Source organism: Actinosynnema sp. NPDC002837, assembly GCF_040295345.1.
GTDB lineage: Bacteria > Actinomycetota > Actinomycetes > Mycobacteriales > Pseudonocardiaceae > Actinosynnema.
On the sequence record NZ_JBEOVG010000021.1, the window covers coordinates 46522 to 66066 of the forward strand.

General features: G+C 72.9%; 14 protein-coding genes. 11 read left to right on the plus strand and 3 right to left on the minus strand.

What is annotated here, in order from left to right; all coding sequences use genetic code 11:
* Positions 1-2: 2 nt before the first annotated feature.
* Entirely contained in the window at positions 3-1709 is a 1707-nt protein-coding gene (locus ABTZ99_RS17500; protein WP_499612256.1) for an AAA family ATPase, read from the minus strand.
* A gap of 241 nt (positions 1710-1950) precedes the next feature.
* On the opposite strand from ABTZ99_RS17500, the gene ABTZ99_RS17505 reads away from it, so the two are divergent.
* The 4 genes from ABTZ99_RS17505 (at position 1951) to ABTZ99_RS17520 (ending at position 5277) form a co-directional block, all read left to right on the plus strand.
* Positions 1951-2367, plus strand: a complete 417-nt coding sequence (locus tag ABTZ99_RS17505) for a hypothetical protein (RefSeq protein WP_499612258.1) — start codon at positions 1951-1953, stop codon at positions 2365-2367.
* Positions 2368-2505: 138 nt separating this feature from the next.
* Positions 2506-3687 (plus strand): NAD(P)/FAD-dependent oxidoreductase, encoded by a 1182-nt coding sequence (locus ABTZ99_RS17510; protein ID WP_499612260.1) that lies wholly within the window; start codon positions 2506-2508, stop codon positions 3685-3687.
* 13 nt (positions 3688-3700) lie between these two features.
* Complete coding sequence (locus ABTZ99_RS17515; RefSeq protein ID WP_499612262.1) at positions 3701-4351, plus strand: sigma-70 family RNA polymerase sigma factor; 651 nt, start codon at positions 3701-3703, stop codon at positions 4349-4351.
* 188 nt (positions 4352-4539) lie between these two features.
* Positions 4540-5277 (plus strand): DUF4328 domain-containing protein, encoded by a 738-nt coding sequence (locus ABTZ99_RS17520; protein WP_498782843.1) that lies wholly within the window; start codon positions 4540-4542, stop codon positions 5275-5277.
* A 215-nt stretch (positions 5278-5492) separates the two neighbouring features.
* On the opposite strand, the gene ABTZ99_RS17525 is transcribed toward ABTZ99_RS17520, so the two are convergent.
* Complete coding sequence (locus tag ABTZ99_RS17525; protein WP_498782845.1) at positions 5493-6530, minus strand: family 2 encapsulin nanocompartment cargo protein polyprenyl transferase; 1038 nt, start codon at positions 6528-6530, stop codon at positions 5493-5495.
* A gap of 59 nt (positions 6531-6589) precedes the next feature.
* Positions 6590-7768 carry an ROK family transcriptional regulator gene (locus tag ABTZ99_RS17530; RefSeq protein WP_498782847.1) on the minus strand — a complete coding sequence of 393 codons (1179 nt, stop codon included), beginning with the start codon at positions 7766-7768 and terminating at the stop codon, positions 6590-6592.
* A 100-nt stretch (positions 7769-7868) separates the two neighbouring features.
* Here ABTZ99_RS17530 and ABTZ99_RS17535 point away from each other — a divergent pair, with 100 nt between their 5' ends.
* The 7 genes from ABTZ99_RS17535 (at position 7869) to ABTZ99_RS17565 (ending at position 19491) form a co-directional block, all read left to right on the plus strand.
* On the plus strand, positions 7869-9002 hold the full coding sequence (locus ABTZ99_RS17535; RefSeq protein ID WP_498782849.1) for a Gfo/Idh/MocA family protein: 1134 nt from the start codon (positions 7869-7871) through the stop codon (positions 9000-9002).
* Complete coding sequence (locus tag ABTZ99_RS17540; protein ID WP_499612265.1) at positions 8999-10501, plus strand: sugar ABC transporter ATP-binding protein; 1503 nt, start codon at positions 8999-9001, stop codon at positions 10499-10501. The genes ABTZ99_RS17535 and ABTZ99_RS17540 overlap by 4 nt, the downstream gene beginning before the upstream one ends.
* A gap of 122 nt (positions 10502-10623) precedes the next feature.
* The gene (locus ABTZ99_RS17545; RefSeq protein ID WP_499612318.1) at positions 10624-11511 is read left to right on the plus strand and encodes an ABC transporter permease; all 888 of its coding nucleotides are present in this window, start codon (positions 10624-10626) and stop codon (positions 11509-11511) included.
* On the plus strand, positions 11508-12515 hold the full coding sequence (locus tag ABTZ99_RS17550; RefSeq protein WP_498782853.1) for an ABC transporter permease: 1008 nt from the start codon (positions 11508-11510) through the stop codon (positions 12513-12515). The genes ABTZ99_RS17545 and ABTZ99_RS17550 overlap by 4 nt, the downstream gene beginning before the upstream one ends.
* A gap of 23 nt (positions 12516-12538) precedes the next feature.
* A complete protein-coding gene (locus tag ABTZ99_RS17555) occupies positions 12539-13720 on the plus strand; it encodes a substrate-binding domain-containing protein (RefSeq protein WP_499612267.1) in 1182 nt (393 codons plus the stop codon).
* Positions 13721-13749: 29 nt separating this feature from the next.
* Positions 13750-14607 (plus strand): sugar phosphate isomerase/epimerase family protein, encoded by an 858-nt coding sequence (locus ABTZ99_RS17560; protein WP_499612269.1) that lies wholly within the window; start codon positions 13750-13752, stop codon positions 14605-14607.
* 63 nt (positions 14608-14670) lie between these two features.
* A complete protein-coding gene (locus tag ABTZ99_RS17565) occupies positions 14671-19491 on the plus strand; it encodes a ThuA domain-containing protein (protein WP_499612271.1) in 4821 nt (1606 codons plus the stop codon).
* Positions 19492-19545: the final 54 nt, after the last annotated feature.

The following is a 19545-nucleotide window of genomic DNA, read 5'->3' on the forward strand; positions in this document are numbered from 1 at the left end:
GGTCAGTCCAGCCCGAGCGCTTTGCGGTGCGCGTCGGAGAGGCCGCGCACGACCCGCCACTGCATCACCTGCTCCACGGTGGCGCCCGCCTCCAGCAGCTTGGCGCCGTCGATGCTGGTCCGCGGCGAGAAGAGCACCGGCAGCTTCTTGTCCTCCGCCAGCTTGCGCAGGTCCCGGACCTCGTCGAGGAGCTCGTGCACCGCGTCTGGGTGCGATGGCGCGTGCCGCAGCGCGATCCGCTCCTCCAACCCCTCGTCGATCGGCACGTCGATCACCACGAAGCGGTCCAGCGTGGCGGCGTCCAGCGTCTGCCGGCCGACGTACTGCCGGTCGCCTCCCGTGCCGTAGGTGTTCCCGGTGGCCACCAACCGGAAGTTCTCGTGCGCGTCGACCATGCGGTCCGCGAACGCGCACGTCCCCAGCGCGAGCGCCTGGTTCAGCTCGGCGAGCAGCCCGGGGTGGCCGTTGTCCAGCTCGTCCAGCAGCATCACGCCGCCGTGCTCGAACGCCCGGCGGAACGGGGTGTCGCGGTACTGGCCGTGGGCGTCGTAGTAGCCGAACACCTTGCTCATCGGGGTGGTCGGGCCCAGCGACAGCGCCTGGAACTCCAGGCCCAACGCCCCCGCGGCGTGCTTGGCCAGCATGGACTTCCCGGTACCCGCCGGGCCGACCAGCAGCACGTGGCAGCGCGCGTGCAGGGCCACCAGCAACTCCGGCAGCACGGTGTGCGTGTCCGCGCCCAGCTCCACCTCCCCGCCCTGCGGCAGCACCACCGTGACCACGTTCGGCGCGTACTGCGCGAACGTCTTCTCCGCCTCCTCGCGGACCGCGCCGCGGACCGAGTCCAGCGCGGCCGCGGACACCTGGCCGACCACGTCCGGCAGGGCCTCGCGGGTCGCCTCGCGCGCCAGCTCGGTCGCCGCGACCGCGGCCTTGCCGGCCAGCTCGTCGTGCAGCAGCCGCAGGTCCGGAGTCGCTCCGGCCACCGCGTCGCGGGCGAGCCCCGGCAGCACCTCCGCCGCCGCGCGCCGCACGGCCTCGGCCAGCGAGCCGCGGACCTTGTCCGCCTCGTCCCGCACCGCACCGGGCGCCGCCTCCTCGACCGCCGCGCGCACCACCTCGACCATCGCGGCGGACCCGGCGCGCACCAGCTCGTCACGCACCTCGTCGCGGTCCGGGGTGGCCTTGGCGACCGCGTCGCGGGCCAGTTCGGAGATCACCTCGTCGGACTGCCGCGCGAGGCCGCCGGCCACCGCGTCGCGCACCTGGTCGGTGGCCTGGCGCACCACGTCCGCGAGCACGTCCCCGGCCTCGCCGCGCACGATGTCGGTCGCTGCCGAGGCCACGGCGGCGACCAGTTCCTCGCGCAGCTTCTCCGCGTCCGGCGTCGCCTCCCGCACCGCGGCCCTGGCCAGCTCCGGCAGCAGGTCGTCCGCGGCGCGGGTGACCAGCTCGGGCAGGTCGGCCTCCAGCTCCTTGCGCGCCGCCCCCTCGACCGCGGCCCGCAGCTCGGCCGGGTCCGGGGTGACCGCGGCGACCGCGTGCTCGGCCAGGCCGGGCAGCGCCGCCTGGGCGTGCTGGCGGATGGTCTCCGGCAGGCGGGCCTGGATCTCGCTCTGCACCATCCACAGCAGATTGCTCTGCGTGAACACCGCACGCGCCACCGCCTCGGAGATCTGGGCGATCTCCGCCTTCGTGCTGGTCCGCACGCTTCCTCCCCGTTCCACGTGTTCTCGCCCCGAGTATGGGATCGGTTCGGGGGCTCACCCGGAGAGCGGCACGTTGCTGCCACGCACGGCGGGCGGACGGGTTCGACGCCGTCCCCAGTCGGTCGGGCCGACCGGGTCGCGGACCGCTGCGGCCGACCAGTCATGATTCGCGGGCGGCCGGTCCGGCACGACAGCCGCCGACGACCCGTGCCCGACGCCGTTCGCACCGGAGTGGAGTCCGATGGAGAAGTCCCGCCGCACCCGGGCGAGCCGGCTCGCGGTCGTCGCGACCGGGGTGCAGACGGCCCTGCTGCTGCTCGGTCCGCATGGTGAGATGAGCAGGTTCGACCAGGCCGCGCTGGGCGTGCTGATCGTGCTGGGCCTGCCGGTCAACGTCGCCGCGCTCGTGCCGATGGTGCGCCGGGTGCGGCGCAGGGCCGACGCGGGCACGGCCGTGCTGGTCTTCTGCGCGGTGTTCCTGCTGTGGCACGGCTTCGCGCTGGGCGTGGTGGCGGGCTGGTGGGCGTCCGGGTTCGTGGGGGCGGTCCGCCTCGGGGCCGGCGTCCCGATCTCCCTCGCCTACCAGGTGGTGATGTGCGTGGCCTTCGCCGCGGTCCTCGCCCTGGGCGCGCCGAGGCGCGCTCACGTGGAGTCCTGAGCCGGCCGACCCGACCGGCTCCGGGTGACGTGTCGCGCGTCACATCCGCAGGTGTCACGTCCGGTGGCGCCGGTCTGTCCTATGGCCGTTCAACGCCCCGGGGAACCGGTGGCACGGTCAGGAGAACAGGGGCAGGTCATGGAACTCGACCACCACGTCGTCGTGCTCGGCGCCGGGTACACCGGCATGTTCGCCGCCATCCGGCTGGCCCACCGCACCCGCCGGCGCGGTGTCCGGATCACGCTGGTCAACCCGTCGGCCCGGTTCACCGAGCGGCTGCGGATGCACCAGCTCGCGGCCGGGCAGGAGTTGGCCCACCTGCGCATCGCCGACCTGGTCGCCGGCACCGGCATCGTGTTCGTGCGGGGCAGGGCCACCGCCATCGACCCCGACGGCCGGACCGTCACGCTCGACGACGGCGCCCGGCTGGACTACGACACCCTGGTCTACGCGCCGGGCAGCGCCACCGACACCAGCCGGGTCCCGGGCGCGGACGTCCACGCCTTCACGCTCGACAGCCCCCAGGTCGCCGTCCGCTTCCACGACCGGCTGAACGAGCTCGCCGCCGGCGACACCGTCACCGTCTGCGGCGGCGGCCTGACCGGTGTGGAGGCGGCGACCGAGGTCGCCGAAGCCCGACCCGACCTGAACGTCACGCTGATCAGCGCGACCGAGCCCGGCGCGATGATGGGCGACCGGGCCCGCGCCCACCTCGACCGGTCGCTGCGACGCCTCGGCGTCACGGTCGTGGTCGGCGCACGGGTCACGCGGGTGCAGGCCGACGCCGTCGAACTGGAGACCGGCGAGCGGGTAGCCTCGGCCGCCTGCCTGTGGACGACGGGCGTGGCGGTGTCGCCGCTGGCCCGTGAGTCGGGCATCGCGGTGGACGACCGGGGTCTGGTCGTGGTCGACGCGACGCTGCGGTCGGTGTCGCACCCCGACGTCCACGCCATCGGCGACGCCGCCGCCGTCCGGCTCGGCTGGGGGAGCGTCCACGGCACGTGCCAGAGCGGCCTGCCCACCGCCCAGCACACCGCCGACACCATCGCCCGGCTGCTGCGCGGCAAGCAGGCCCGGCCGTTCCGGTTCGGCTACTTCCACCAGCCGGTCAGCCTCGGCCGCCGCGACGCGGTCATCCAGTTCACCCGCGCCGACGACACCCCGCGCCGGGCCTACCTCAAGGGCCGCGCCGCCGTGCTCTACAAGGAGTTCGTCAGCGGCAGCCCGGTCAAGATGTACCGGTTGGGCAAGCGCGTGAACGTCAGCACCATCGTCTCGAAGGGCGGCCGCGCCACCCGCGAGCCGGCCGCCGCGCGTTGAGAGCATGGCGGCCATGACCGATCGGGACCCGTACCTCGAACACCGGCGGCTGCTGTTCACCACCGCCTACCAAATGCTGGGCAGCGTCGCGGACGCCGAGGACGTCCTCCAGGACGCCTGGCTCACCTGGCACGCCGCCGACCGCTCGGACGTCCGGCACCCGAAGGCGTACCTGGTGCGCACGGTCACCAACCTGTCGTTGAACCGGCTCACCTCCGCCCGGGCCACCCGGGAGACCTACGTCGGCCCGTGGCTGCCCGAGCCGCTGCTGACCTCGCCCGACGCCGCCACGGAGACCGAAATGGCCGACACCGTCTCCACCGCGATGATGGTGGTGCTGGAAACCCTCAACCCCGTCGAACGCGCGGTGTTCCTGCTCCGCGAGGTCTTCGGCTACTCCCACGCGGAGATCGCCGACGCGCTGGACCGCCCGGAGCCCACCGTCCGCCAGATCGCGCACCGCGCCCGCGAGCACGTGCAGGCCCGCCGTCCCCGCTTCGACACCGACCCGGAGCGGCGCGCGGAGATCACGTCCCGGTTCATCGCGGCCTGCGCGGCGTCCTGGCCAAACCCACCTCGGCGGGCGTCGTCCTCGAACCGGCCTCCATCAACGGCGAGCTGGGCGTGCTGGTCACCATCGGGACGACCCCCATCGGCGCCCTGACCTTCGACCTGGCCGACGGGCTCGTGCAGAACCTGCGCCTGCAGATCAACCCGGACAAGCTCACCGGCCTGCGGTAGCCGTGAGGGTCGCGTTCCTCGCCGGTGTGCTTGGCGCAAAAGCGATCGGCCGCCACCGGCACGTCGCGTAGGCTGCCCTCCGGGTCGGGGGACCTTTCTAGTGGAGATTCCGTGTTCCGATCCGTGCGCGGCCTCGGTGTCGCGTTCTCCGTGCTGGTCGCGTCGACCGCCTTGCTGGACCTGGTCCTGGCCGGGTGGGTGTGGCGCGTGCACGGTGTGCTGCAGGACTACGTCGACGGCCGCATCGGCGAGGCCGAGCTGGAGCGCACGCTCGCCGTGACCGACTTGCTCGACCTGGGCGCCGCCGCCGCGTACCTCGCCGCGGGCGTGGTGTTCGTGGTGTGGACGTGGAACGTCCGCTCCAACGCGGACCTGGTCGCGCCGGACGCGCACCACCTCGCCAAGCGTTGGGCCATCTGGGGCTGGCTGCCGATCATCAACTTCTGGTTCCCGCGCCGAGTCGTGGTGGACGTCTGGCAGGTCAGCCTGCCGCGGCACGAGCTCGGCCGGGGCCGCGCCGAGGTCAACTGGTGGTGGGGCCTGTTCATCGCCTACCAGGTGTTCGACCGGATCGCGGACCGGTCGCTGGCCCGCAGCACGACCGTGGACGGGTTCGCCAACGGCGGTGCGGTGCTCGTGGTGGTGGCCGTGCTGTCGGTGGCCGCCGCGGCGCTCGCGGTGAACGTCGTGCGGCGGATCAGCGCGTGGCAGTCCGTGCCCGGCTTCGTCACGCCGCCGGAGGTCGTCTCGCCGTCGTCCGCCGGGTTGACCCCGGTCGACGTGCCCGAGCCGCCCGCGCCGCCGACCGCGCCGCCCGCCGACGACCCGCGGTGGCAGCGTCCGGAGTAGACACCCGGCTCAGCCGACTCCCTTGACGGCCACGGCACTCCCGGTGGGTGCCGTGGCCGTCCTCGTGGGAATCCCGGCTTTTGGCGGAGGACATGCAGAAGTAGGTGGACGGACCGTCCTTAGGCGACGAGTTTCACCTCGACATGCTCATATGACGGCACTCACTTCGGCGCGCGCCCATGACGTCAGGGCGACCGTGCCGCTTCACCGCGTGGTCAGTGGTCGCGGTGGACGATCGCGTGGGCGAGGTCGGTCAGTTCCGCCGCCGCGCGCGGCGTGGGCTTGATCGAGTCGAGCCGGCGCAACGCCTGGTCGAGGAGCAGCTCCGCCTGGCGCTCGCTCCAGGCGCGACCGCCGGCCGCTTCGACCAGGTGCGCCGCGCGGGCCGGGTCGGCGGCGACCAGCCGCCCGTCGCCCTCGTACATCACGGCGAGCTCCCGGCCCGCCGGCGTGCCGGAGGTCAGGGCGGCGACGACCGGCAGGGACTTCTTGCGGGCGCGCAGGTCGCCGTGCACCGGCTTGCCGGTCACGGACTCGTCGCCCCAGATCCCCAGCAGGTCGTCGACGTGCTGGAACGCCACCCCCAGGCGCAGGCCGAAGTCGCGCAGGCCCGCGACTTCGGCGGGCCCGGCGCCCGCGAACGTGGCGCCGAGGGCGCAGGCGCACGCCAGGAGGCCGCCGGTCTTGCGCTCCGCCATGGCCACGCAGTCGGCCACGCCGACGTCGTGCCGCGCCTCGAACGCGAGATCGGCTTGTTCGCCGTCGACCAGGCCGAGCACGGCGGCGTTGAGCAGGCGCACGCCCGTCAGCGCGGCCGGGTGCCCGCCCGCGACGAGCACGTCGAAGGCGAGCGCCAGCAACGCGTCACCGGCCAGGACGGCGTCCGGCACGCCGAACACGCGCCACGCCGTCGGACGGTGCCGCCGGGTCGGGTCTTCGTCGAGCACGTCGTCGTGCAGCAGCGTGAAGTTGTGCACCAGCTCCACCGCGGCGGCGGCCGGCACGGCGGTGATCGCCTCGCCCCCGACCGCCTCGGCCGCCAGCTGGGCCAGCACCGGGCGGATCGCCTTGCCGCCGTCCGCGTCGGTCGGGTCGCCGTGCTCGTCCCACCACCCCAGGTGGTAGCCGGCGACGCGGCGCGCCGCGGCGGGCAACCCGTCGACGGCGGCGCGCAGGGCCGGCTGCACCAGGTCGCGGCTCCACGCCACGACTTCGCGCACGGGTCGGGCACCGGCGATGGCTTCGGGCGGCACGACGCACCTCCTGGTCGGTCGGGTCGGCGGAGCCGCCGGGACGCGATCGCGCCCGCGGCTCAGGCCAGCTGGCGGTCGACCACGTCCGGCGAGAGGACGTGCTGCACCACCATCGCCGCCGCGCCGAGCACGCCGGCGTCGTCACCCGCCTGCGACGGCACGATGCGCAGGTTCCCGGTGGCCAGCGGCAGGGAACGCCGGTAGATCGCCTCGCGCACGCCGGCCAGCAGCATCTCGCCGGCGAGCGCGACGGTGCCGCCGACGACGATCAGCGACGGGTTGAACATGCTCACGCAGGCGGCGAGGACCTCGCCGATGTCGCGGCCCGCCTGCCGCACGGCCTGACCGGCTTCGAGGTTGCCCGCGCGGACCAGCGCGACGACGTCCGCGCTCGTGTGCGCCTCGACGCCCTTGGCGCGCAACGCCGCCGCGATGGCGGACCCGCTGGCGACCGCCTCCAGGCAGCCGGTGTTGCCGCAGCGGCACGGCACGTCGCCGGCGTGCGGCGCGAGGATGTGGCCGAGGTCGCCCGCCGAGCCCACCGCGCCGCGGTGCAGCTTGCCGTTGCTGATGAAACCGGCGCCTATCCCGGTGGCCACCTTGATCACGATGAGGTGCTCGGCCTCCGGGAAGCACTTCGTGTGCTCGCCGAGGGCCATCAGGTTCACCTCGTTGTCGACCAGGACCGGGACCCCGAGTTCCGCGCCGATGTGGCTCGGCACGTCGTAGCCGTCCCAGCCGGGCATGATCGGCGGGTTGTTCGGCCGGCCGGTGGAGTGCTCGACGGGACCGGGCAGGCCGATGCCGACCCCCGCCACGCGCGTCGACTCGAGGTCGGTCTCCTCCAGCAGCGACCGCCAGGCCGCCACGAGCCTGGGCAGGACCACTTCCGGGCCCTCGGCGATGTCCTGCTCGAACCGGTGCACCGCGAGCGGCGAAGCGGTCAGGTCCGTCACCGCGATGGTCGCGTGGGTGGCGCCCACCTCGGCGGCGAGCACGACCCGCGCGCGGGCGTTGAACACGAACCGGCCGGCCGGGCGCCCGCCGGTCGACGCCTCACTGCCACCGTCGCTGACCAGGCCCGCGTCCAGCAGCGCGTCCAACCTGGCTCGCACGGTCGACCTGGCCAGGCCGGTCACCGTGGTGAGTTCGGACCGGGTGCGGGGCACGCCGTCGCGGAGCAGGCGCAGCAGCTCTCCCGGAGACGCGGCGCCGACGGTGGAAACGTCTTCTTTCACCCTTCAATTGAAGCAGAGGTTGCAGTCATACGGCGTCAGCCGTCGAAACATGTCCTACTTTTGGTTGACATCCGCCATTACCGATCTTACGGTTCGCCACATGACTGTGACCCACCTAACTCAGCCGGCCGCCGGCGGTCGTGCCGAGCCACGGACACCGCGGGTCGCCGTGGTGGGCGCCGGGTTCATGGGCCGCGTGCACGCGGAAGCGGCCCGACGGGCGGGGGCCGCCGTGGTCGCCGCGGTGGCGAGCACTCCGGACGGCGCGGACCACGCCGCGAAGGCGGTCGGCGCCGAGCGCGGCTACCCCGAGCTGGCCTCGCTGCTCGCCGAAGCGGGCGCCGACGTGGTGCACGTGTGCACGCCCAACGCCCGGCACGCGGAGGCGGTGGAGGCGGCGCTCGCCGCGGGTGCGCACGTCATCTGCGAGAAGCCGCTGGCGGTCGGCGTCGCCCAAGCCGCCGTCCTGGCCGACGCGGCGGTGGCCGCGGGCCGGGTGGCGACGGTGCCGTTCGTGTACCGGTTCCACCCGATGGTGCGCGAGCTGCGGGCCAGGCTGGCGACCGGTCAGGCGGGCGTGGTGTCCACCGTCAGCGGCGGCTACCTGCAGGACTGGCTGTCCCGGCCGAGCGACGACGACTGGCGGGTCGACCCGGCGGTCGGCGGCCCGTCCCGGGCGTTCGCCGACATCGGCTCGCACTGGTGCGACCTGGTCGAGTTCGTCACCGGCGACCGGATCCGGCGGCTGTCCGCGCAGACGGCGACCGTCCAGGCGCGACCGCGGCCGTCCGCCACGCCGACCGAGGACGTCGCGGTCGTCCAGTTCGCCACCGAGTCCGGTGTCCTCGGCACGCTGGTGGTCTCGCAGGTCGCGGCCGGCCGGAAGAACCGGCTGCACCTGGAGGTCTCGGGCACCGAGTCCAGCTTCGCGTTCGACCAGGAGGACCCGGAGCGGCTGTGGGTCGGCAAGCGCGACGGCAACCAGGTGCTCCTGCGCGACCCGGGGACGTTGTCGCCCTCGGCGGCCCGCTACGCGCGGCTGCCCGCCGGCCACGCGCAGGGCTACCAGGACTGCTTCGACGCCTTCGTCGCCGACACCTACCGCGCCGTGCTCGGCGAGGACCGGCCGGACGGCTTGCCGACCTTCGCCGACGGCCTGCGGGCGGTCCGGATCACCGACGCGGTCCTGACTTCCGCCGCGTCGTCCGGGGCTTGGACGGAGGTGGCCCGATGACCGCAGAGGGCGATGTCGTCGTCCGGCTCACCGGGATCACCAAGAGCTTCCTCGGCGTGCCCGTGCTGCGCGGCGTCGACCTGGAACTGCGCGCGGGCGAGGTGCACGCGCTCATGGGCGAGAACGGGGCCGGCAAGTCGACCCTCCTCAAGGTCCTCGCGGGCGCGCACCGGCCGGACGCGGGCCAGGTGGAGGTCAACGGCGAGCCGGTCGCGTTCGCCACTCCCCGGGACGCCCAGCGGGCGGGCATCGCGATCATCCACCAGGAGTTCAACCTCTTGGAGCACCGCACCGTCGCGGAGAACGTCTACCTCGGCCGCGAGCCCGTCCGCCGGGGTCAGGTGGACCGCCGCAAGATGGAGGCGGACACCAAGGGGCTGCTGGACTGGCTCGGCGAGGACGGGGTCGACCCGGCCGAGACCGTCAACCGGCTGTCGGTCGCGCAGAAGCAGGTCGTCGAGATCGTGAAGGCGCTGTCCACCGACGCCAGGGTGCTGGCGATGGACGAGCCGACCGCCGCGTTGGCCGACCACGAGGTGGAGCTGCTGTACGGCCTGGTCGACCGGTTGCGCACCAGGGGTATCGCGATCCTGTACGTCTCGCACCGCATGCGCGAGGTGTTCGACCTGAGCAAGCGGATCACCGTGCTCAAGGACGGCGCATTCGTCACCTCCGCCCTCACCGCCGAGCTGACCTCCGACCAGCTCGTGCGCCACATGGTCGGGCGGTCCCTCGACGCGCTCTACCCCGACCGCGCGACCCCGGACGACCTCGGCGACGTGCGGCTGGCGCTGCGCGGCGCGGGCAACGACCGGGTCCGCGGCGTGACGTTCGAGCTGCGGGCGGGCGAGATCGTGGGCATCGCCGGGCTCCAGGGCTCCGGGCGGTCCGCGATCGCGCGGGCGATCTGGGGCGTCGAGCCGTTCACCACCGGCACGCTCGAGGTCGACGGCGTCGTGCGGCGGATCACCGACCCGCGTGCCGCCGTGCGGCTGGGCATCGGCTACGTCACCGAGGACCGCAAGGGGGAGGGGCTGGCGCTGCGCCAGTCCATCCGGGACAACGCGCTGCTCGTCCGCCGGGCGGCGCTGGCGGGCGGCGCGGGGCGGCGCAAGTCCGACCTCGCCGAGCTGCTGAAGTCGGTCGCGGTCGTGGGACGGGGCGAGCACCAGGAGGTGCGCTACCTGTCCGGCGGCAACCAGCAGAAGGTCGTGCTGGCCAAGTGGCTCGCGGTCGGACCGCGCGTGCTCGTCGTGGACGAGCCCACGCGCGGCGTCGACGTCGGCGCGAAGCAGGCGGTGCACCGGCTGCTGCGCGACCTCGCCCGCAGCGGGGTCGCGATCCTGATGATCTCCTCCGAACTGCCCGAGCTGATCGGCATGAGCGATCGGGTGCTGGTCGTCCACGAGGGCGCGATCGCGGGCGAGCTGCCCGCGGGCGCCGGTGAGGAAGCCGTCATGGGCCTCGCCACGGGGCACGGTATGGGAGAAGTGGCGTGAGCGTCGTGCAGGAGAAGGTCAAGCTCGCGGGCGCCGCCCGCCGTGGCGGGGTCCGGCGGTTCGGCTTCACGCCGACCGTCACCGTCTACCTGGCCCTGGTCGTGCTGCTCGTGGTCGGCAGCATCCTCGTCGGCCTGAACGGCGGCGTGCTGCTCGACCAGGGCGGCATCCTCAACATCCTGACCCGCAGCACCGTGCTGGGGCTGGTCGCGGTCGGTCAGACCATCGTGATCATCACCGGTTCGCTCGACCTGTCCGTGGCCTACCTGGTCGGGCTGTGCTCGCTCGTGGCGGCGGAGACGATGGCGGGCAGCGACGGGATGATGGTGCCCGGCGTGCTGCTGGCGCTCGGCGTCGCCGCGGTCGTCGGCCTGGTCAACGGCCTGGTCGTCACGGTCCTCAAGGTCAACGCGTTCATCGCGACCCTCGGCGTGGCGCTCATCCTGCGCGGCTACCTGGAGGAGAACTACACCGGGCCGGCGGGCAGCGTGCCGCGCGCGTTCCAGCACCTCGGGTTCGACCGCATCGGCCCGGTCCCGGTCGGCGTGCTGCTCATGATGCTCGTCGCCGCGGCGGCGTGGTGGTACCTCAAGCGCACCCGCGCCGGCTACCACACCTACGCGGTCGGCGGCGACGTGGACGTCGCACGGCTGTCCGGTGTGCGCACCGGCCGCACGATCGTCATCGCCCACGTGCTGTGCGCGGTCGCGGCCGGTCTCGCCGGGGTGTTCCTGGCCAGCCGGCTCGGGTCCGGCGCGCCGTACGTCGGCACGGACGCCGGGTACGACCTGGAGTCCATCGCGGCCGTCGTGCTCGGCGGCGCGGCCCTCGCGGGCGGTCGCGGCGGCGTCGTCGGCACGATCGGCGGCGTCCTCATCCTGGCCACCCTCGACACCGTCTTCGACGACCTCGCGGTCGACCCGTTCTTCAAGGACGTGGTGCGCGGCATCGTCCTCATCGTCGCGGTGGCGCTCTACGCGCGCCGCAAGCTCTCCAGGAGGTCCGCGTGAGCGCGCCGACCACGTGGCGTCCCCGGCTGGCGGACGGCACCGCGCCCGTGCTGGTGGTGCTCGCCGTGCTGCTGGTGGCGCTGGCCTTCACCGGCCCCGCCTACGCGGAACCGGCCGGGTACCTGGCGCTGCTCAAGCGCGCCGCGCCGCTGGTGCTCCTGGCCATCGGCCAGTACTTCGTCATCGTCTCCGGCGGGTTCGACCTGTCGGTGGGCTCGCTGGTCACCGCCGAGGTGGTGATCGCGGCCCGGCTGATCGACGGCCAGGAGTCGGCGACCGGCTGGGTGATCGTGCTGCTGCTCGGCTTCGGCCTGCTGGTCGGCCTGGTCAACGGGCTGGTCACGACCAAGCTGCTGGTGCCGTCGTTCATCGTGACCCTGGGCATGCTGCTCATCCTCGACGGCGCGGTGTTCCTGTGGACCGGGGGCGCACCCCGCGGCGCGCTGTCACCGTCGTTCCGCGTGTTCGGCCGCGGTGGCGTCGACCTGCCGGTGCTCGGCCACCTGCCGTGGTCGGTGGTGATCCTGCTGGCCGTCCTGGTCGCCGCCGTGCTGTTCATGCGCAGCGGCACCGGCCGCACGCTGGTCGCGGTGGGGGACAACGAGAACGCGGTGCGGCTGGCCGGCGGTCGGGTCGATCACCTGAAGGTGCTGGCGTTCGGGCTGTCCGGTCTGCTCGCGGCGCTGGCCGCGATCCTGCTCGGCGGGTTCGCGGGCGTGTCGGCGCAGGTCGGCGAGGGGCTGGAGTTCCGCGCCATCACCGCCGTCGTGCTCGGCGGCGTCCTGCTCGGCGGCGGGCGGGGTTCCGTCGTCGCCGCGGCCGCCGGCGCGCTCACCCTCGAAGCCCTCTTCTCGCTGCTCAACCTGCTCGGCGTCTCCGGCGCGCTGGAGTCCGCCGTGCAGGGCGTGATCATCATCGCCGCCGTCGCCTACGCCGCCCTCGGCCTCACCCCGCGGCTCCGGTTCCGCCACCGCGCGGGCACACCCGAGCCCGCCCGCCGCTAGTCACCGCCGCACAAGGAGATCCGATGAACAGGAAGTGGTCCGTCGTGGCCGTCGCGGGCCTGCTGGCCATGGCCGGCTGCAGCAGCGACCTGCCCGTCGACACCGGGACGTCCGGCACGACGGGTGCGACGAAGGACGCCGGCGCGAAGTCGGAGTTCTTCGACCAGGCGCGGTACGAGAGCCAGCTCAAGTTCCGGTCGACCACCCCCGAAGGGCCGGCCGAGAAGCCCTGGGAGCAGATGATCTCGCCCGCGATGGTCGACACGGCGAAGCTCGCCAAGCCGGGTGGCGACTACCACCTGTGCTTCTCCAACGCCTCGGTCGACAACCCGTGGCGGCAGGTCGGGTTCAAGACCATGAAGGAGGAGGTGAAGCTGCACCCGGAGATCACCAAGTTCACCGTGCTCGACGCGGAGGCCAAGGACGACAAGCAGATCAGCGACATCCAGTCGTTCGCCTCGCAGGGGTGCAGCGCGCTCATCGTGTCGCCGAACACGACCGCCACGTTGACGCCGGCCATCGAGGCGGCGTGCAAGACGAACGTCCCGGTGATCGTGTTCGACCGCGGCGTCAACACCGCCTGCCCGGTGACGTTCATCCACCCGATCGGCGGGTTCGCCTTCGGGGCGGACGGCGCGGAGTTCCTGAAGGAGAAGGTGAAGGCGGGCGGCAAGGTGCTGGCCCTGCGCATCCTGCCCGGCGTCGACGTGCTGGAGCAGCGGTGGGCCGCGGCGAACGAGATCTTCTCCGGCAGCGACCTGAAGATCGTCGGCGTCGAGTTCACCGACGGTGACGCGGCCAAGACCAAGACCATCGTCAACGACTACATCCAGCGCGAGGGCCAGATCGACGGCGTGTGGATGGACGCGGGCGCCACCGCCGTGGCCGCGGTCGAGGCGTTCCAGGACGCGGGCGTGCAGATCCCGGCGTTCGTCGGCGAGGACCAGCAGGACTTCCTGCGGATGTGGGCCGACGAGAAGATGACCGCCGTCGCGCCGACCTACCCGACCTACCAGTGGCGCACCCCGGTCATCGCCGCGCTGAAGATCCTCAACGGTCAGCAGGTGCCCAAGGAGTGGGTGCTGCCGCAGCCGAAGGTCACCCAGGACACGCTCCAGAGCTTCCTCAAGCAGGACATGCCGCCGCTGCACTACGCGATGTGCGGGTGCGAGTCGATGCCCGGCTACCCCGCGCCCTGGAAGTGACCACCCGACCCGGCCCGGACGGAGGAGCAGTGCACGCGATCGGTGTGAGCACGTGGGTCTGGACGTCGCCGCTGCGCGACGCGGCACTCGCCGAGCTGGCCGCGCGGGTGGCCGGCTGGGGGTTCGACGTGCTCGAACTGCCGGTGGAGGAGCTCGGCGACTGGGACCCGGCGCGCGCCGCGCGGGTGCTGGCCGACCACGGCCTCGCCGCGACCGTGTGCCTGGTGATGCCGCCGGGCCGGGAACTGGTGGCGGCCGAGCCCGCCACCGTCACGGCCACCCAGGACTACCTGCGGCGGGTCGTGGACGTCGCGGCGCAGGTCGGCTCGCCCGTCATCGCGGGCCCGGCCTACGCGTCGGTCGGCCGCACGTGGCGGATGTCGGCGGGGGAGCGGCGCGACCGGATCGCCGAGCTGCGCGACAACCTCGCGCCGGTGGTGGAGCACGCCCGGTCGGCGGGCGTGCGGGTCGCCGTCGAACCGCTCAACCGCTACGAGACCAGCCTGCTCAACACGATCGGGCAGACCTTGGAAGCGCTGGACGGGCTGCCGGTCGACGGGTGCGGCGTGGCGGTCGACGTCTACCACCAGAACATCGAGGAGAAGCACGTCGGCGCCGCGATCCGGTCGGCCGCCGGTCGGATCGCGCACGTCCAGGTGTGCGGCAACGACCGCGGCACGCCGGGCGAGGACCACCTCGACTGGCCCGACGTCGTCGCCGCGCTCGCCGAGGCCGGCTACTCCGGGCCGCTGTGCATCGAGTCGTTCACCGGCGAGAACGCGAGCATCGCGACCGCCGCGTCCATCTGGCGCCCGCTCGCCGCGAGCCAGGACGCGCTCGCCATTGACGGGCTGGCGTTCCTCAGGGAGGTGATCGGCACCAGCTGACCGGCGTCACCACCACTCACCGGCGCCGGCACGCCGGGCGGAACAGAAAGCGTGTGGAGGATCGTGAGAACCCCTGTGTCCCGCTTGCGCACCGTCTTCGCTCTCCTGCTGACCTTCCTCGTCGTGGCCGGTTTGCTGCCGGCGACCGCCGCGGCGCACCCCGGCCACGACGCGCCGGCCGAGTTCCGAGCCCTGCTGTTCACCAAGACCGCCGCGGGCGCCTACCGCCACGACTCGATCCCGGCCGGTGTGGCGATGGTCGAGAAGCTCGCCGCGGACCACCACTTCGAGGTGGTGCACAGCGAGGACGCCACCCAGTTCACCGACGCGAACCTGGCCGGCTTCGACGTCGTCATCATGCTCCAGAACGGCGGCATGGTCTGGGACACCGACGCCCAGCGCGCGGCCGTGAGGACGTTCGTCAACAACGGTGGCGGCATCGTCGCCATCCACAACGCGACGGACATGAACATCGAGTCGTCGTTCCCGTGGTGGGACGACTTCGTCAACGGCGGCGCGCACATGACCGCGCACTCCGCCAACGGCCTCACCGCCACCTCCTACCAGGTCGACGAGGTGCACGAGTCGACCAGGCACCTGCCGGACCGCTGGCAGAAGGCCGAGGAGTGGTACAACTTCAAGCCCAGCATGCGCGGCAAGGTGCACCCGCTGGTCGAGGTGGACGAGAAGACGTACAACCCGGGCTCCGAGGCCATGGGCCACGACCACCCGATCAGCTGGTGCCGTGACGCCGAGGGCGGCCGGGTCTGGGCGACCGGCATGGGCCACAACGCCGCCGACTACACCGAGCCGACCTTCGTCGCGCACGTGCTGGGCGGCATCCGCACCGCCGCCGGCGTCGTGCCCGCGGACTGCGGCGCCACGGTGGACGCCAACTTCGAGAAGGTGACGCTGGACGACGCCACCCACGCGCCGACCACGCTGGACATCGCGCCGGACGGCCGCGTGTTCTACACCGAGCTGCTCGGCCAGATCCGCGTGCACGACCCCGCCTCCGACGCCACCTCCACGGCGTTGACGCTGCCGGTCTACAGCGGCGGCGAGGACGGCCTGGTGTCGTTGGCCCTGGCGCCGGACTTCGCCACCAGCAACCACCTGTACGTGTACTACTCGCCGGCGGGCACGGCCGAGGTCAACCGGGTCTCGCGGTTCACCGCCGAGCGCAACGTGATCCGGCCGGACAGCGAGAAGGTCCTGCTGGAGATCCCGGCGTCGCGCCGCGAGGAGCCCGGCCACACCGGCGGGTACCTGGAGTTCGGGCCGAACGGGAACCTGTACATCGGCGTCGGCGACGACACCAACCCCTTCCAGTCCAGCGGGTACGCCCCGGTGGACGAGCGGCCCGGCCGCGACCTGTTCGACGCGCAGAAGACCTCGGCGAACACGAACGACCTGCGCGGCAAGATCCTGCGCGTGCACCCGGAGCCCGACGGCACCTACACCGTCCCGCCGGGCAACATGTTCGCGCCGGGCACGGCCAAGACCAGGCCCGAGATCTACGCCATGGGCTTCCGCAACCCGTTCCGCTTCAACGTCGCCTCCGACGGCACGGTGTTCATGGCCGACTACGGCCCGGACGCGGGCGGCGACAACCCGTCGCGCGGCCCCGGCGGGCTGGTCGAGTGGAACGTCATCAAGGAACCCGGCAACTACGGCTGGCCGTACTGCGTCGGCGACAACACCCCGTTCAACGACTTCGACTTCGCCACCAACACGTCCAAGGCGAAGTTCGACTGCGCCAACCCGGTGAACGACTCGCCGAACAACACCGGCCTGACCGCGCTGCCCGCGGCCAAGGCCGCCGACGTCTGGTACGGCAACGGCGCCGAGGGCGACGAGTTCCCCGAGATGGGCACCGGCGGCGAGGCCCCGATGGCCGGGCCGCGCTACGAGTTCGACCCCAACCTGGCCTCGGACGTCAAGTTCCCCGAGTACTACGACGGCAAGCCGTTCTTCTACGACTGGGCGCGCAACAAGTTCTGGACGTTCTCGCAGGACGACCAGGGCGGCCTGCTCAAGATCAACGAGTGGTTCAAGAGCGCCGCGCCGCTGGCGCCGATGGACATGAAGTTCGGTCCGGACGGCGCGATGTACGTCGTGGAGTGGGGCGGTGGCTACGGCCGCGACAACCCGGACTCCGGCGTCTACCGGATCGACTACACGCAGGGCAACCGGCGGCCGACCGCGAAGGCGACGGCGACGCCGTCCTCGGGCCGGGCCCCGCTGCCGGTGAAGTTCTCCGCCACGCAGTCCTCCGACCCCGAGGGCGCCGCGCTGACCTACGCGTGGACCTTCGGCGACGGCGGCACGTCCACCGAGGCCGAGCCCACCCACACCTACACCGCCGACGGCGTCTTCAACGCGCAGCTGACCGTGACCGACCCGTCGGGCAAGAGCGGCGTGACCAACGTCCAGGTGACGGTCGGCAACACCGCACCGTCGGTGACCATGACGTCCCCGGTCGACGGCGGGTTCTTCGACTTCGGCGACAAGGTCGCGTTCGACCTCGACATCACCGACCCGGAGGACGGCCAACCGGACTGCGCCAAGGCGGTCCTCCAGCCCGCCCTCGGCCACGAGGCGCACGCGCACCCGATCGACCAGATCAACGCGTGCGAGGGCGAGTTCACCACGCTGGTGGACGACGGCCACGCCGACGCGGACATCTTCTACTCCGTGGACGCGTCCTACACCGACCGCGGCGCGGGCGCGCTGCCGCCGCTGGTCGGCCGCGACCTCGCGGTGATCCAGCCCAAGCACAAGCAGGCCGAGTTCCACCAGGAGTCCTCGGGCGTCCTGGTCTCCGCCGACCCGGCCGCCGAGTCGGGCAAGCGGGTCGGGGACCTCGGTGACGGCGACTGGATCGCGTTCGACCCGGTGAACCTGCACCGCATCGACCGCGTCACCGCACGCGTGGCGTCCGCGAGCACCGGCGGGTCGATCGAACTGCGCCGGGGTTCGCCCACCGGCGACCTCCTCGCCACCATCGCGGTGCCCGAGACCGGCGGCACCGGCCGGTACGCGACGGCACCCGACGTGGCGGTCACCGACCCGGGCGGCACGATGAAGCTGGTCGCGGTGTTCCGCGGCCCGGCCAACCAGTTCACGCTCGACTCGTTCACGTTCATCGGCAAGGGCGTGTCGGTCAACGCCGCGCCGCACGTGGTCGTCACGGCGGACCCGGCGACCGGCGCCGCGCCGTTCACCACCGAGCTCACCGCGACGGCGACCGACGCGGAGAACGACGCGCCGTTCACCTACGCGTGGGACCTCGGCGACGGCACGTCGGCGTCGGGCGCCGTGGTGCGGCACACCTACGCCGACGACGGCACGTACCACGCGTCCGTGACGGTCACCGACGCGGCCGGGCGGACCAAGAAGGTGTCCACGCCGGTGGTGGTGCGCGACCCGCCGATGCCGCCCATCACCTGCGCCACGCCGGACCCGGCCGTCGCGCCGAGCGACGAGTTCGACGGCGACCGGCTCGACGGGTGCCGCTGGAACGCCGTCCTGCGACCGGACCTGGAGTCCATGCGCATGGGTGACGGTGTGCTGAGCATCGACACGCTGCCCGGCGACATCAACGGCGGCAACAACGACGACCCGCGCAACTTCGTCCTCCAGAACGCGCCCACGGGCGACTGGACGGTGGAGACGAGGTTGGCCGCGCCCGTGGTCGAGCAGTGGCAGCTCGCCGGCTTCATGGTGTACGCCAACGACGACGACTACGTGAAGTTCGACGTCGTCGCGCGCAACGCGCCGGGCCAGGCCGTGACGCTGGGCGCGGAGCTCGTCTCCGAGAACAACGGCTCGTTCGGCGACGGCGGCAACCGCGGCCTCGCCATCGGCACGCCGGAGAGCGGGTGGTGGCACCTGCGGCTGAAGAAGGTGGGCAACACCTACAGCGGCGAGATCAGCGACGGCGGCACCACCTGGACGTCCATGGGCGCCCCGGTGACCAACGACGTGCCGAACGCGAAGTTCGGCCTGATGGCGATCGGCCCGTCGCAGACCATGGGCCCGGTGACGGTCGACTTCGACTGGTTCCGGGTGTCCGGTGTGGACACCACCGCGCCGGAGGTCACGGCGACCGTCGACCCGGCCGCGCCGAACGGCGGGGACGGCTGGTGGACCAGCGCGCCGACCGTGGCGGTCACCGCGGTGGACGCCGGTTCCGGCGTGGCCGGCGTCGAGTACCGGATCGACGGCGGCGACTGGAAGCCCTACACCGCGCCGTTCCCGGTGACCGGTGACGGCGCCCACGCGGTGCAGTACCGGGCGACCGACGTGCGGGGCAACCGGTCCGAACCCGGTTCGGTGGCGGTCAAGGTCGACGCGAGCGCGCCGACCGTGAGGCTCACCGGGCTGCACGACGGCGTGAGCTACGGCCACGCCGAGGACAAGGTGGTCACCTGGCAGGGCGAGGACGCCACGTCCGGGGTCGGCACGGTCACCGCCACGCTCGACGGCCGCCCGGTGACGTCCGGCACGACCGTCTCCATGCACGCGCTCGCGCTCGGCGCGCACACCTTGGCGCTGACCGCGACCGACAAGGCGGGCAACGAGCGGGACGTGGTGGTGACGTTCACCGTCACGACCTCGTTGCCCGACCTGCAGGCCATGGTCGACCGGTTCGCGGCGGAGCGGCGCATCACGTCGTCCGTCGCGCGCGGGCTGGACCGCGACCTGGACGAGGCGCGGCGGCTGCTGTTCGACGGCAAGCCCGCCAAGGCGATCGAGAAGCTGGAGGGCTTCCGCGACGCGGTGTCCCGCAAGGTGACCGATCGCGCCGTGCGCGACCTGCTCGTCGCCGACGCCGACGTGGTGATCGCGGCGCTGCGGGGGCAGGCGGGCGGTAGCTGATGGGCAATGGCCGGAGCCACCGTGCTCCGGCCACCAGCGCGTGGGGCGGTTGCC

Coding starts and splice junctions, on each gene's coding strand:
- ABTZ99_RS17515 (WP_499612262.1), top strand. CDS start 3,701: ATGACCGATCGGGACCCGTACCTCGAACACCGGCGGCTGCTGTTCACC.
- ABTZ99_RS17505 (WP_499612258.1), top strand. CDS start 1,951: ATGGAGAAGTCCCGCCGCACCCGGGCGAGCCGGCTCGCGGTCGTCGCG.
- ABTZ99_RS17535 (WP_498782849.1), top strand. CDS start 7,869: ATGACTGTGACCCACCTAACTCAGCCGGCCGCCGGCGGTCGTGCCGAG.
- ABTZ99_RS17540 (WP_499612265.1), top strand. CDS start 8,999: ATGACCGCAGAGGGCGATGTCGTCGTCCGGCTCACCGGGATCACCAAG.
- ABTZ99_RS17555 (WP_499612267.1), top strand. CDS start 12,539: ATGAACAGGAAGTGGTCCGTCGTGGCCGTCGCGGGCCTGCTGGCCATG.
- ABTZ99_RS17510 (WP_499612260.1), top strand. CDS start 2,506: ATGGAACTCGACCACCACGTCGTCGTGCTCGGCGCCGGGTACACCGGC.